The organism is Pseudomonas entomophila, from assembly GCF_013523125.1.
Lineage (GTDB): Bacteria > Pseudomonadota > Gammaproteobacteria > Pseudomonadales > Pseudomonadaceae > Aquipseudomonas > Aquipseudomonas entomophila_B.
The window spans coordinates 69,243-82,344 of the sequence record NZ_JAAMQJ010000012.1 but is presented as its reverse complement, the minus strand read 5'-3'; the positions used below and the strand labels follow the sequence as shown (position 1 = coordinate 82,344).

The 13,102-nt window shown below is 67.0% G+C and carries 15 protein-coding genes; 7 read left to right on the top strand and 8 right to left on the bottom strand.

Annotated features, from left to right (window positions below; genetic code table 11):
• The first annotated feature begins 50 nt into the window (after positions 1-50).
• Positions 51-1,415 carry a CYTH domain-containing protein gene (locus G7007_RS09175; RefSeq protein ID WP_181101018.1) on the top strand — a complete coding sequence of 455 codons (1,365 nt, stop codon included), beginning with the start codon at positions 51-53 and terminating at the stop codon, positions 1,413-1,415.
• On the opposite strand, the gene G7007_RS09170 is transcribed toward G7007_RS09175, so the two are convergent.
• Positions 1,412-1,888: an Lrp/AsnC family transcriptional regulator gene (locus tag G7007_RS09170; protein WP_181101017.1), complete on the bottom strand. Its 477-nt coding sequence runs from the start codon at positions 1,886-1,888 to the stop codon at positions 1,412-1,414. The two genes, G7007_RS09175 and G7007_RS09170, sit on opposite strands and share 4 nt — an antisense overlap.
• Positions 1,889-2,015: 127 nt before the next feature.
• Here G7007_RS09170 and G7007_RS09165 point away from each other — a divergent pair, with 127 nt between their 5' ends.
• From G7007_RS09165 to G7007_RS09155, 3 genes are all read left to right on the top strand, one after another.
• On the top strand, positions 2,016-2,330 hold the full coding sequence (locus tag G7007_RS09165; RefSeq protein WP_181101015.1) for a hypothetical protein: 315 nt from the start codon (positions 2,016-2,018) through the stop codon (positions 2,328-2,330).
• 94 nt (positions 2,331-2,424) lie between these two features.
• Positions 2,425-4,107: a GspE/PulE family protein gene (locus G7007_RS09160; protein ID WP_181101013.1), complete on the top strand. Its 1,683-nt coding sequence runs from the start codon at positions 2,425-2,427 to the stop codon at positions 4,105-4,107.
• Positions 4,108-4,177: 70 nt separating this feature from the next.
• Positions 4,178-4,492, top strand: coding sequence for a DUF2388 domain-containing protein (locus tag G7007_RS09155; protein WP_181101011.1), 315 nt, complete (start codon positions 4,178-4,180; stop codon positions 4,490-4,492).
• A 23-nt stretch (positions 4,493-4,515) separates the two neighbouring features.
• Here G7007_RS09155 and G7007_RS09150 read toward each other — a convergent pair whose 3' ends face one another.
• Positions 4,516-5,835: an MFS transporter gene (locus G7007_RS09150; RefSeq protein ID WP_219859014.1), complete on the bottom strand. Its 1,320-nt coding sequence runs from the start codon at positions 5,833-5,835 to the stop codon at positions 4,516-4,518.
• A 230-nt stretch (positions 5,836-6,065) separates the two neighbouring features.
• Here G7007_RS09150 and G7007_RS09145 point away from each other — a divergent pair, with 230 nt between their 5' ends.
• Positions 6,066-6,503 (top strand): CBS domain-containing protein, encoded by a 438-nt coding sequence (locus G7007_RS09145; protein WP_181101008.1) that lies wholly within the window; start codon positions 6,066-6,068, stop codon positions 6,501-6,503.
• Position 6,504: 1 nt separating this feature from the next.
• Here G7007_RS09145 and G7007_RS09140 read toward each other — a convergent pair whose 3' ends face one another.
• The 4 genes from G7007_RS09140 to G7007_RS09125 form a co-directional block, all read right to left on the bottom strand.
• Positions 6,505-7,143 (bottom strand): NADH:ubiquinone oxidoreductase subunit N, encoded by a 639-nt coding sequence (locus tag G7007_RS09140; RefSeq protein ID WP_181101006.1) that lies wholly within the window; start codon positions 7,141-7,143, stop codon positions 6,505-6,507.
• Between the two features lie 68 nt (positions 7,144-7,211).
• Complete coding sequence (locus G7007_RS09135) at positions 7,212-7,457, bottom strand: DUF2789 domain-containing protein (RefSeq protein WP_181101004.1); 246 nt, start codon at positions 7,455-7,457, stop codon at positions 7,212-7,214.
• Between the two features lie 115 nt (positions 7,458-7,572).
• Positions 7,573-8,205, bottom strand: a complete 633-nt coding sequence (locus tag G7007_RS09130) for a LysE family transporter (RefSeq protein WP_181101002.1) — start codon at positions 8,203-8,205, stop codon at positions 7,573-7,575.
• Between the two features lie 143 nt (positions 8,206-8,348).
• Positions 8,349-10,259, bottom strand: coding sequence for an ATP-binding cassette domain-containing protein (locus G7007_RS09125; RefSeq protein WP_181101000.1), 1,911 nt, complete (start codon positions 10,257-10,259; stop codon positions 8,349-8,351).
• A gap of 50 nt (positions 10,260-10,309) precedes the next feature.
• On the opposite strand from G7007_RS09125, the gene G7007_RS09120 reads away from it, so the two are divergent.
• Complete coding sequence (locus tag G7007_RS09120) at positions 10,310-10,783, top strand: TIGR02444 family protein (protein WP_181100992.1); 474 nt, start codon at positions 10,310-10,312, stop codon at positions 10,781-10,783.
• Here the strand turns inward: G7007_RS09120 and G7007_RS09115 are convergent.
• A complete protein-coding gene (locus G7007_RS09115; RefSeq protein ID WP_181100990.1) occupies positions 10,765-11,640 on the bottom strand; it encodes an AlgP family protein in 876 nt (291 codons plus the stop codon). The genes G7007_RS09120 and G7007_RS09115 overlap by 19 nt on opposite strands.
• Before the next feature lie 189 nt (positions 11,641-11,829).
• Between G7007_RS09115 and G7007_RS09110 the strand changes: the two genes are divergently transcribed.
• Positions 11,830-12,495: an FKBP-type peptidyl-prolyl cis-trans isomerase gene (locus G7007_RS09110; RefSeq protein ID WP_181100988.1), complete on the top strand. Its 666-nt coding sequence runs from the start codon at positions 11,830-11,832 to the stop codon at positions 12,493-12,495.
• 6 nt (positions 12,496-12,501) lie between these two features.
• On the opposite strand, the gene rsd is transcribed toward G7007_RS09110, so the two are convergent.
• The gene (gene rsd / locus G7007_RS09105; RefSeq protein ID WP_181100986.1) at positions 12,502-12,972 is read right to left on the bottom strand and encodes a sigma D regulator; all 471 of its coding nucleotides are present in this window, start codon (positions 12,970-12,972) and stop codon (positions 12,502-12,504) included.
• Positions 12,973-13,102 lie beyond the last annotated feature (130 nt).

Sequence of the window (13,102 nt, the reverse complement as noted above, 5' to 3'; positions counted from 1 at the left end):
TGCCCGGCAAATTATGTAGGCACCCACCCCTGAGCCTGGATCACCCCGCGATGCACAAAGAAACCGAACTCAAACTGCGCGCCAGCCGCGAGACCCTCGACGCCCTGCGCGAGCACCCCCTGCTGAAGAAGCGCAACAAGTCCGGCTGGCAGACGCGCGAACTGCTCAACCAGTATTTCGACACGCCGGAGCGCGACCTCGCCGCAGCCAAGGTCGCCCTGCGCCTGCGCCGCGATGGCGACGCCATCATCCAGACGCTCAAGTGCCGTGGCCAGAGCGTGGCCGGCCTGTCCGAGCGCAGCGAGTACGAATGGCCGCTGGAGAAGGTCAAGCTCGACCTGAAGAAGCTCGACGACAGCTGCTGGCCCGAAGCCCTGCGCGACTTGGACAAGAAGCGCATCAAGCCGTTGTTCACCACCGACTTCACCCGCGAGGTCGCGGAAATCGCCTGGGGCCGCGGCAAGAGCAAGGTGGTCATCGAAGCGGCGCTCGACCAGGGCTTCGTGATCGTCGGCAAGCACAAGGAAGCGATCAGCGAGCTGGAGCTGGAATTGCGCGAAGGCGCACCGGAGGCGCTGCTCGAGCTGGCCGCCGAACTGGCCGCCAGCCTGCCGCTGATGCCCTGCGACATCAGCAAGGCCGAACGCGGCTACCGTCTGCTCGACCCCGTCCACCACACGCTGGACCTGCCGGTCAGCGAGCTGGACGTCGACATGACGCTGGACGATGCCTTCGCGGCCCTGGCCTGGCAGTTGCTGGGCAGCAGCCAGCGCCTGGCCGAGCAGTACCGCCACACCGGCCACTGGCGCCTGCTGCAGGACTGGGTCGACTGCCTGGGCGAGCTGCGCGCGCTGGTCACCACCCTGGGCCAGGCCGCCCCGCGTGTCACCACCAACACCCTGCGCACGAGCCTCGACGCGCTGCTCGAAGACTGGCGCCCCCTGGTGCTGGCCGGCAACGACGACGAAGACGTGCGCCGCGCCGCGCCCGAGCAGTTCGCCGACGAACTGCTGGAAACCCGCTGGGGGCAGTTCTCCCTCGAGACCGCGCGCTGGCTGTCGGCGCGTGCCTGGACCGTGGGCCGTACCAACCGTGGCGAGCGCCAGGGCCGTGCGCAACTGGGCAACTGGCTGACGCACCAGCTGGGTGCCGAAGCCCGTGACCTGCAACTGCCACGCTACAACCAGCAGCCGGAAGACCTGGCCGAACAGCTGCCGCGCATCGAGCGCCTGCTGGCCTGGCTGCACCATGCGCGCCAGGTGCTCGAGGTGCCGCAGGTGGACCGTCTGTACGGTGACCTGGTCAAGCTGCACCAGTTGGCCAACCAGCCGCTGGGTGAGGAGGTGCTGGCCGCCCGTGTCGAGCTGACTCACGTGATCAACCAGAGCCGCGCCTGGAAGCAGTTGGTCGGCTAGGCCCGCCCCGTCAACGGCAGGCAGGTCGTGGCCTTGATCTCGGACAGGGCCACGATCGAGTTGACCTCCTGGATCCCCGGCACATTCGACAGCTTTTCGAAGAAGAACCGCTCGTAGGCCTCGATGTCCGGGGTGACGATCCGCAGCATGAAGTCCACCGACCCCATCAGCACGTGACACTCCAGCACCTCGGGAAAGCCGCGGATCGCCTCGGTGAACTCGGCGAAGTTGGAGCGCCCGTGGGCGTTGAGCTTGACCTCGGCGAAGATCTGCGTGTTCAGGCCGACCTTCTTTCGGTCCAGCAAGGTCACCTGCCCGCGGATCACGCCCTCTTCCTTCAAACGCTGCACCCGGCGCCAGCAGGGTGATTGCGACAGCCCGACTCGCTCGGCCAGTTGCGCGCTGGACAGCGAAGCGTCTTCTTGCAGCAACGCCAGGATCCGGCGGTCGTAGGCATCCAACTCACTGTGCATGACTGTTTCTCGAATGGGCAGATTGGCGACCAGTATCATGCGCCGATGGGCTTTTTTCGAGCGTCATGAGCGAAACATTGCCAGAACCGGCATGGGAAAATGCGTCATCTGTCCTGGAGCGCCTGCCATGCCCAACCCTGAACGCCTTTTCGTGCAAGACGCTTTCGATACCCACCCTGCCCCTGCGGAAGTCCGCTACTGGCTCAGCGCCGAGGCCGAGTCCGACAGCGTCTGCCGGGTGCTCAACCTGTTCGCCCTGCAAACGCTGATGCCGCACGAACTGCACGTGCGTCAACGGGGCGACCTGCTGGACATGGAAATTGCCGTGAGCGGGCTGACGGCGCCACGGGCGCAATTGATCGCGCGCAAGATCCGTAACCTGATCTGCGTCGATGACGCCAGCGTACGCTGCCAACCGCTGCTGACCGACGCCTGCGTGTGAGGTGCAAGACGCGGTAACGATTGCGTCCCCCCGGTGAGGTCATGAGCCGCTAGCCTTGCTGGCGTCGATCATGACTTGGCAAGGACGCCCGCCCATGCACACACCTGACGACGGGTCGCTCGACCTGCATCGCCTGCTCGACCGCCTGGTCGACACCGCACGCCTCACCCCTGCCCAGGCCGCCCGGGCACGCGATCGTCCGCTGGCCGCCGAACACCCCCTTGAACACCTGGCGACCTTCGGCTTCGAGGACGCGCTGCACGCTGGCCAGACCTGGAACCTCGAACGCCTGGGTCAGTGGCTGGCCGATCAGGTAGGCCAGCCGTACCTGCGCCTCGATCCCCTGCAGATGGACCTGACCCGCGTCACTGGGCTGGTCTCGCCAGGTTTCGCCCAGCGCCATGGCATCCTGCCGGTAGCGGTCGACGAGGCCGGCGTGACCATCGCCAGCGCCCAGCCTTATCGTCGGGACTGGGAGGCCGACCTGGCCCAAGGCCTCGGCCGTCCGGTCCGGCGTGTACTGGCCTGCCCACGCCAGCTGCGGCAACTGGGCCAAACCCTGTTCCGCCTGGCCGAATCGGTCCAGGGCGCCCATCAGCGCCAGGCCAACGACCTGGTCGAGCTCGAACACCTGCTGGCGCTGGGCCAAGGGTCTTCCGACAGTGCCCCCCAGGAAGCGCATGTGGTGCACATCGTCGACTGGATACTGCAATACGCCATCGAGCAGCGAGCCAGCGACATTCACCTGGAACCACGTCAGGACCAGGCCCACCTGCGTTACCGGATCGATGGCCTGCTGCATCGGGTCTACACGTTTCCAGGCGGCATCGCCCTGGCACTGACCAGCCGGCTGAAGCACCTGGCGCGCATGAACGTCGCGGAAAAACGCCGGCCGCAAGATGGCCGTCTGCGCACCCGGCTGCCGAGCGGCGACGAGGTGGAGCTGCGCCTGTCGACGCTGCCCACGCCGTTCGGCGAGAAGCTGGTGCTGCGGCTGTTCGATGCCTTGCAGCTTCGACAAGGCCTGCCTGGCCTGGGGCTGGAGGGCGAGTTGCTGACGCGCTGGCAAGGGCTGCTGCAGCGCCCCCATGGCCTGCTGCTGGTGACCGGCCCCACGGGTTCGGGCAAGACCAGTACGCTGTACGCGAGCCTGAAGTGGCTGGCAGGGCCGACCGTCAACCTGTGCACCATCGAAGACCCGATCGAGCGCCTGGACCCGGCGTTCAACCAGTTGCAGGTCCAGCCTCACCTGGAGCTGGACTTCGCCGCCGGCGTGCGCGCGCTGCTGCGCCAGGACCCCGACATCCTCATGATCGGCGAGATCCGCGACGCCAGCACGGCCCAGGTGGCGGTGCAGGCCGCCCTGACCGGCCACCTGGTGCTGTCGACGCTACACACCAACGATGCCTGCAGTGCGATCGCGCGGTTGCGTGACCTGGGCGTGGCCGACTACCTGATCAAGGCCACGTTGCTGGGCGTCATGGCGCAACGCCTGGTGCGCGCGCCATGTCCGGCATGCCAGGGCACGGGGACGCAGGGCCAGGGCGCCTGTGCGACCTGCCGGGGGACGGCGAGCCAGGGTCGTACCGGACTGTTCGAGCTGTTGGTGATGACCGACGGTGTACGTCGGGCGCTCACCCCCCAGGGCGACCTGACGGCGCTGCGGCAGCAGGCCGAGCATGAGGGACTGTGGAGCCTGCGCCGCAGCGGCCAGGACAAGGTCGAGCGCGGATTGACCTACGCCGAAGAGGTGCGACGGGTCTGCGACGAGGCTTGAGCGCCTGGGGAACTTGATGCCCTGCGCACGCTCGAAAGGGCACCCATCGATGCCTTGCCAAGGTGACCCCATGCGTCTGAATACACTGATCGCCGCTGCTGCCCTGCTCGCCCTTCCCATCGGCTCGGCCATGGCCGACGGCTTCTGGCGCGACGTGCTCTCGTCGGGCGCGACCACGGCCTCGACCTACCTGACGTCCAGGGACCACAAGCTGGTCGCCGCCGCCCGGGACGATGCAGGCAGCTACGTCGCCAGCCAGGGCGCGATTCGCGGCCCCTACCTGGAAGCGGCGCTGCACCGGGTACGCGCCGAGCAGCCTGACTTGCAGGCCAGCGACATGGAACTGGCCAGTGCGATCCTGGCCAGCGGCACCACGCAGCCATGAGCCACCCACGTGCCTGAACCGCATCAGTCCAGCCCGAGGTGCTTGGTCTGGGGTGCCCACCACATCGACGTGACCAGCCCGACCAGCGGGAAGAGCGACGCGATCAGCAACGTCGTGGAAATCCCCAGGTGCTGCAGGGTGACCGGCAGCAGGTAGGTCGCCCCCGCTGCGCCGATCCGGCTGAATGCCGCTGCGAAGCCGACGCCGGTGCTGCGGAACCGGGTCTCGAACATCTCGGGTGGGTACACGTACTGGATGTTGTTCGAGCCGGTGATCACCAGCACGAACACCCCGAACAGCACCAGCGACGCCAGCGGCGGCGGATTGCCCCAGAGCCCGAGTACCAGCAGCAAGGCGAACATGGCCGCGAAGGTGGAGATGACGAACGTGCGTCGCGACACCCTGGACAGCCACCACAGCCCCAGCAAGGCGCCAAGGATCTGTACCCCGTTCATCTGCAGGTCGGTGGAGAACCCATCGTTGACCCCCAGGCTGTCCAGCACCGGCAGGATGAAGGTGAAGATGGCGAACATCGGACCGACCTGACAGAACCAGAACAGGCCGGCATACAGCACCCGCCGCCCGTCGTTCTCGGCGAAGAATTGACGCAGTGTCGTTTCGCCGTGTACCTGCTTGACGCTGGGCAGGCCGTATTCGGGCCCGTAGCGGCGATGCACGATGGCCAGGGCTTCCTGCTCGCGCCCCCGGCTTTGCAGCCAGCGAGGCGACTCGGGGATGGCGAAGCGGATGAGCAACGTCACCAGGGCCGGGATCGCACTGCTGGCGAGCAGGCCGCGCCAGGCCTCGGGCGACCAGAAATGCCCGACGAAGAACGCCGCGACGAACCCCACGAACCAGAACAGCGCGATGCTGCCCAGCAACAGGCTGCGGTGCCGGCGCGGGGCGAACTCGGCGAGCAGCGACGTACCGACCGCGTACTCCACACCGATCAACAGCCCCAACAGCATGCGCAGGGCCACCAGGTCCCAGGTGCCGACCACGAACAATTGGGCCAGGGATACGCCGATGAAGCCCACCAGGTTCCAGAAGAACACCCGCTTGCGGCCGAACCGGTCGGCGACGCGCCCGAACACCAGCCCGCTGACGAAGATGCCGATCAGCGCGCTGGCGGCGATCAGGCCCTGGCTCAGCGGCGACAGACTCAGCTCGGCCGCTGCCGGCGTGATGGCCGCGCCGATCACCCCAAGGATGTAGCCGTCGACGATGATGCCGCCGAAGGCACTGAGGGCGACCAGCACGACCAGCAGGTTGAGCGGTGCGTCATCGATGGAGATCGGGGTGCTTGGGGCGGGGTGCCGCTGGGGGTCTGCGCTCATGTGCATGCGTGGTGCTCCTGATGGCTGGCTTCGGACCATAGGGTCCGAGTGGCCTGACCGCGTGCTCGAGAGCGACAGCGTCGATGGGAATGACGACACGCTGCCAGGACCGGGATCGACGCGGCTGCAGGATGACGTTTTCTCTCCGTTCGATGCCGTTTTGCGCATGGCCTGCCTGCAGCGTCTGCGGGATGCTTGGGCGTGCCCACTTGCCCTGTCCCGTTCGCGAGGCTCCCATGAAGAACGTCGAAGAAATACTCAAGACCAAGGCGCAGCATCAGGCCGTGTACACCATCGGCCCGGAAGATTCGGTGCTGGAAGCCTTGAAGACATTGGCCGAGAAGAACATCGGTGCGCTGCCGGTGGTCGAGGACGGCCAGGTGATCGGCATTGTCAGCGAGCGGGACTATGCGCGCAAGCTGGTGCTCAAGGGACGTTCGTCGGCTGTCACGCCCGTGCGCGAGATCATGAGTTCGCCGGTGTTCACCGTCGAGCCGCGCCACAACCTGGAATACTGCATGAGCCTGATGACCAACCGTCACCTGCGCCATCTGCCCGTGGTGGCCAACGGCGAGCTGATGGGGCTGCTGTCGATCGGCGACCTGGTCAAGGAAACCATCGCCGAACAGGCCAACCTGATCCAGCAGCTGGAGCAGTACATCCGCGGCGAGTGATTCAGTGGTAGGCGCGCTCGAGGTCGTCGAGCTGGTGGTCGAAACTGCGCAGGCGGGCCGACCAGGTGTAGACCAGCACTTCGATGTCACGGTTGAGCACGGCCGTGGCCGTCGCAGGCGTGGCCGAAGGCTCACCCCGTTCGAGCCGGTAGCGTTCTCGCGTCATGGCCGCGGCGACGCTGGACAGGTCACGTGCATTGGCCTGCCAGTGCTGCCGGCCGTCACGCAGCTCGCGGTCGAGTTCACGACACTGCTGCTTGAGCGCCTCGAGGCTCTGGTCCAGCGGCGTGCCGCGCAGCTCGCCCATGACTTCCTCGAAGGTGCGCCCACCCTGCCAGTGGCTGCCCCACAGGTAGCGGTCGAAGACCATCTCGACCCGACGCAGGGCGACCTTGGTGTTCCAGATGGTGACCAGCGTGTGGCCCTGGACCAGCTCACGTCGGTTCAGGTGCAGGTGCTGCCAGGCGATCCAGGCCAGCGTGACCAGCGCCGCCGCGACGACGAGGCCCGCAGCGGCATAGAGAAACAGCTGAGCACGGTGCAGGTCGTAGGCGCTGCGGATGCCGAAGAAATAACCGCCGGTCAGTACGCCCAGGATGGCCAGGGCGCACCAGAACACGGGTGCATAGGGATCTTTCATGACTGCGTCCCCTCCTCGATCCTTCGAGCATAGCAACGCCGTCCCAGCTCTCCAGCACCGCTCGGCGCCTACACCTCCGGCTTTTCGTGCAGCATCACATTGAGCTGGTCGATCATCGGGATCCAGTCGGCGTCCCTCTCATAGCTTTCCTTGAGGAACGTGCGCTGCGCATCGGTCCAGAACGGCGCATCGACCAGCTTCACGTCCTGGTCCAGGGGCGAGTGGGTGGTGATGAACCGCTCGATCTCGACGGCATCGTCAGGCAGGCCCAGCTGCAGGAAAACCTCGGATAACGGATGAACAGGTGCGTCCATGGTGCCTCCTTCTGGCCGGCCGATCGGCGATCGGCCCTACGGCGTTGGATGATGAACCGGGCAAGTGGGACTTGCCCGCCAACGGGTAGACAACGGCGAAGGCGCAGAGGTCGATTCAGAGCGGGGCGCGGCGCAGACTCGCCAGCAAGGTGGCCGCGCCGACGAACAGCCCGGCGAAGGTCCGGTTCACCCGACGCTGCTGGCGTGGCGTGCGCAGCAGGCGCAGCACGCGTGAAGCCAGCCCGGTGTAACCGGCCATCACCACCAGGTCGACGACGACCATGGTCGCGGCGATCGTCAGGTACTGCGGCACCAAGGGCTGATGCGGGTCGATGAACTGCGGCAGGACCGCCAGCATGAACACCAGCGCCTTGGGGTTGCCGACGTTGATCAGGAAGCCGCGCATCACCAGCCCCAGGGGCTTGGCGGCGGGTCGCACGGCCGTGTCGTCACCCAAGTCGGCCGGCAGGGCGCGCCATTGCTTGAACGCCAGGAACAACAGGTAGCCGACGCCGAACCACTTGATCACCTGGAACGCCGTGGCCGATGCGGCCAGGATCGCGCCGACACCGGCCGCCACCACGGCGATCTGCAACAGCAGGCCCAGCTGCAGCCCGATCGCGTTCCAGTAGCCGCGCCAGAAGCCATGCTGCAGACCGCTGGACATCGAGGCGATGGCGCCGGCCCCCGGCGACAGGCTGATGACCCAACAGGCGACGAAGAAACCCAGCCAGGTCTCCATGGACATCGTTCCACCTCCGTTGTCTCGTGTTGATAAGCGACCTGCCCGTGAGGCCGGGGAGCGCGTGTGTGTGCCGGCGACTGTAGCGTGTCGCCCTGCCGGCGTCGACCCGCTCAGCCGTGGCGGGTCGTTACACGTCGCGGGGGGCCTCAGGACAATGCTTCGAGCTCGGCCTGCAGCGTCTCGAGGGTTTCCAGGGCCTCCATCCAGGCCTCCTCCAGCTCGCCCTCGCGCTGCTTGAGCGTGCCCTGGCGTGCCAGCAGCTCGCGCAGCTGCTCCTTGCGCGAGGCGTCATAGAGGCTGCTGTCGCCCAGCGCCGTCTCGATCTCGGCCAGTTGCCCATGCACCTGGCCCAGCTCGTGCTCCAGCTTCTCGGCCGCACGCTTGTGCGGCGCCAATTGCTGGCGGAGCGTGGCGGCGGCCTGGCGCTGGGCCTTCTTGTCGGTCTTGTCCGGGTTGCCGACGGTGGTGCTCACCGGCGCCTGCCGTTGGCGATAGTCGATCAGCCAGCGGCTGTAGTCGTCCAGGTCGCCATCGAATGCCTGCACCTTGCCTTCGGCCACCAGCAGGAAGTCGTCGGTGGTGCTCTTGAGCAGGTGACGGTCGTGGGACACCACCACCACGGCCCCGGCGAATTCCTGCAAGGCCATGGTCAGCGCCAGGCGCATCTCCAGGTCCAGGTGGTTGGTCGGTTCGTCGAGCAGCAGCAGGTTGGGCCGCTCCCAGGCGATCAACGCCAGGGCCAGGCGCGCCTTTTCGCCACCGGAGAAATTCACCACCGGCTCGTCGACCCGGTTGCCGTGAAAGTCGAAGCCCCCCAGGAAGTCGCGCAAGGTCTGCTCGCGCTCGCCCGCTGCCAGGCGCTGCAGGTGCAGCAGCGGGCTGGCCTTGTCGTCCAGCGAGTCGAGCTGGTGCTGGGCGAAGTAGCCCACGGCGAGGTTCTCGCCACGGACCAGGCGGCCGCCCAGGGGCGTCAGCTCGCCGACCAGGTTCTTGATCAGGGTCGACTTGCCGGCGCCGTTGGGGCCCAGCAGACCGATGCGCGCACCGGGCACCAGCTGCAGCTTGACCTTCTCCAGGACGACCTTGTCGCCGTAGCCGAGCTGCCCTTCGGACAGGTCCAGCAGGGGGCTGGAGATCTTTTCCGATTCCCGGAAGCTGAAGTCGAACGGCGAGTCCACGTGCGCGGCCGAGAGCTCTTCCATCCGCTCCAGTGCCTTGATCCGGCTCTGCGCCTGGCGGGCCTTGGTGGCCTGGGCGCGGAAGCGGGCGATGTACTTCTCCATGTGCGCCCGGCGCGCCTGCTGCTTCTCGAAGGCCTGCTGCTGCTGCGCCAGGCGTTCGGCACGGGTGCGCTCGAAGGCGCTGTAGCCGCCGCGGTACAGGTTGAGCTTGCACTGCTCGACGTGCACCACATGGTCGACGACCGCATCGAGGAAGTCGCGGTCGTGGGAGATCAGCAGCAGCGTGCCGGGGTAGCCCTTGAGCCAGTCCTCGAGCCAGAGAATGGCGTCCAGGTCCAGGTGGTTGGTGGGTTCGTCGAGCAGCAGCAGGTCGGACGGACACATCAGCGCCTGGGCAAGGTTCAGGCGCATCCGCCAGCCGCCGGAGAAGTCGCCCACGCGGCGCTCCATCTGCTCGTTGCTGAAACCCAGGCCGGCCAGCAGCTTGCGCGCGCGGGCATCGGCGGTATAACCGTCGGCGCTTTCCAGCTCACTGTGCAGGCGTGCCTGGGCGCTGCCATCCTGGGCCTGCTCGGCGACCGCCAGCGCGGCCTGGACCTGGCGCAGGCGATGGTCGCCGTCGAGCACGTAGTCCACCGCCAGACGATCGAGGGTGTCGACCTCCTGGCGCATGTGCGCGATGCGCCAGTCCGCCGGCAACCGGCAGTCGCCGCCGTCGGGCGACAGCTCACCGCGCAGCAGGGCGAACAGGCTGGATTTGCCGGCGCCGTTGGCACCGATGAGCCCGGCTTTGTGACCGGCGTGCAGGGTCATCTCGGCGCTGTCTAGCAAGCGCTGAGGGCCACGCTGTAAAGTGAGGTTGGTTAGTCTGATCATGATGGTCGCGGAGTCTATCAGCTTCCATCCCCCCTGGCGCGAGTCGAACGATGCCTACCGATCTATGGAATCACGCCCTCGCCTTGTACCGCAGGCCAGGCGTGGAAACGGCCTGCCTGGAACTGCAGGCCCACGGCGGCGATGTCTGCCTGGCGCTGTGTGGCACCTGGTTGCAGGCGCGCAACGTGGCGGTGGACAGCGCGCGCCTGGACGCGCTGCGTGCACTGGCTCAGGCCTGGCAGGCACCGGTGATCGCGCCCTTGAGGGCGCTGCGTACACAGTGGAAGGCCCAGGCCGCGCTGGACCCTGCGCTGGCCGACCTGCGCGAGCAGGTCAAGGCCCTGGAACTGAGCGCCGAACGCCTGCTGCTCGAACGCCTGGAGGGCCTGGCGAACGGCTGGGCCAGCGACGCGGCGCCTGCACAGGACTGGCTGGAGGGCCTGATGCCTGTGCAGCTCAAGGGTCACGACGTGCTCGAACGGTTGCGCGTCGCGGCCCGGGCGCTTCAGGCATCGGATGCCTGAGCCGAGTCGGTTGCCGTATAGGACACCCCCTCCGGCACTGCCGATGCAGGCGTGCGGCCTGCGGCGACCGGCGTGTCGGACTGGGGTCCGGTTGGTTTGACGGTGCGCGTTGCCGCAGGCTTGCGGGGTGCCCGGGCCGGTGCCTGGGTAGCGCCCGGCGCCGCCGTCGAGCCCGTCGTGCCTGCAGTGGTCTTGGAGGTGGCCGTCCTGCGTGACGCCGCCGGTTTGGGGGTGGTCGACACCTGCAAGCTGGCGGCGTTCGTCGGGCTGGCCGAGCGACGGGCCGTCGACCCGGCGGGCGCCTGCTCACCCGCTGTCTTGCGCGGTGCGCGGCCGCTGCCGCTGCCGGCCTTCGCGTCGCGCGGACGGGACGGCTTGGCGGCAGGCGCTTCGTCAGCCACAGGCTCAGGCTGTACTTTGGTCTGCTGGGCAGCCGGCTTGTGGGGCGTCTGTCCGTCACGCCGGGCCAGGCGTTCATTCACCGCTTCGCGCACCTTGCCGACCCCTTGGGCCAGCGCCAGGCTGTCCTCGACGTCGCGTTTGAGCGTCTGGATGTACGTCCGTGTTTCAGTCTGGCGGACCTTGAGCGTGTCGAGCAGGGCTTCCAGCTCGTCGATCGCCTTGCGCGTCTTGCCCTGCGCCTTGCTCTTGCCGGCTGAGGCATGGTCCTGCAGTTTCAGGCGCGCGTCATGCAGCTTTTCCTGCGCCTTGCCCCGCCGCTTCTCCAGCTTGGCCAGGACTTTCTCGGCATCGGCCAAGGCCTGTGAGCAGGCCTCCTCCAGCGTGTCGAGCAGGCTGTCGGACAGTTGCTGGAGCAAATGCAAGGGCGTACTGACAGACTTCTTCTTGGACGGCATGGGTACCTCCTGACGGACGAGTGTGCGACCCATACTAGGCCTGTGCCACGACGACCGCCAGACCCCATCGCCCGACAAGGCGCCGGATGCCAGGAGTGCCACGGGTTCATGCACGTCTACGCGCTCGACCATTCTCATGCCAGGCCCACTTTAGGCATACTGGCCGTTTCCTCTTCACAGGAGCCGAGCATGCCTCGCTATTCGATCCTGGCCCTGGCCCTGTGCAGTGGCGTCTGCCTGGCCGCGCCCGCACAGCCCTCCACCAGCCCCGATGATTTGTCCTACGGCGTCGGTGTCAGTTTGGGCCAGCGCCTGCACGCCGAGGTGCCGGACCTGCAGCTGGACACCCTGATCGAAGGGCTGCGTCAGGGCTATCAGGGCAAGCCCCTGCGGCTCGAGCAGTCGCGCATCGATGCGATTCTGCAGCAGCATGACGAGGCGATGGCCATCGCTGCCGAGGCCCCGAGCGATGCCGGTCGTCAGGCGGCAGAGACGCGTTTCATGGCCGAGGAACGCGCGCGTCCGGGTGTGCGCGAACTGGCCGACGGGGTGCTCTATACCGAGCTAGCGGCAGGCACGGGTGACGCGCCCGGCGCAGGCAGCAAGGTGCAGGTGCGTTATCAGGGACGGTTGCCGGACGGCTCGGTGTTCGACCAAAGCCAGCAGCCCCAGTGGTTCGCGCTCGACTCAGTGATTGCCGGCTGGCGCGTGGCGCTGATGCAGATGAAGCCTGGCGCGAAGGGCCGCGTGGCGATCCCGTCGGCACAGGCGTATGGAACCGATGGGGCGGGTGATCTGATCCCGCCCGACACGCCGTTGGTCTTCAACGTCGAGCTGGTCGCCGTCAAGCCCTGAGCCGCCTCAGGCTTCGACGGCGTCCTGCTCGCGGTGCGTGTTGTGCAGGACTTCGATCAGGCAGTCTTCCAGTTCGAAGCGTTCGTGCAGCAGGCTGCCCAGCTCGCGCAGCTTGCGTGCGAATCGTTCGGCATCGCTGCAGGTGGCCTTGACGCAGTGATCGTTGAACGCCAACGCGATCTCGGTGATTTCGTTGATGCGTGGATTGAGCTGCTCGGCCAGGCCCAGGGCCTTCTGGTCGCCGAACGACTTGGCCTCGGTGACCAGTTGCTCGCAGACTTCGAAGTGCCAGGCGGACACGTAGTCTACGAGAATTTCGCAGAAGCGTTCGTGCTGACGCTTGTCGGCGAAGGCGCTGCGGGCATCGCGCAGGCTGCCGAACGCTCGGACCAGCTCCTCGCGCTCCTTGAGCCACCGGTCGATCAGTTGGTTGACGCCACCCCAGCGTTCCTGGGCATTTTGGCAACTATCGAGCATGACGAGATCTTCCCTTCTGGGCGATGCCCCCGCACCTGGTAGCGCGTGGGTGGCGGTACGAAAGGTGTCATCCGCAGGCTGGCATCGAGCCGTTGTTGTAGAGGTAGACGTGCGAAAAGCGTATTCCGCA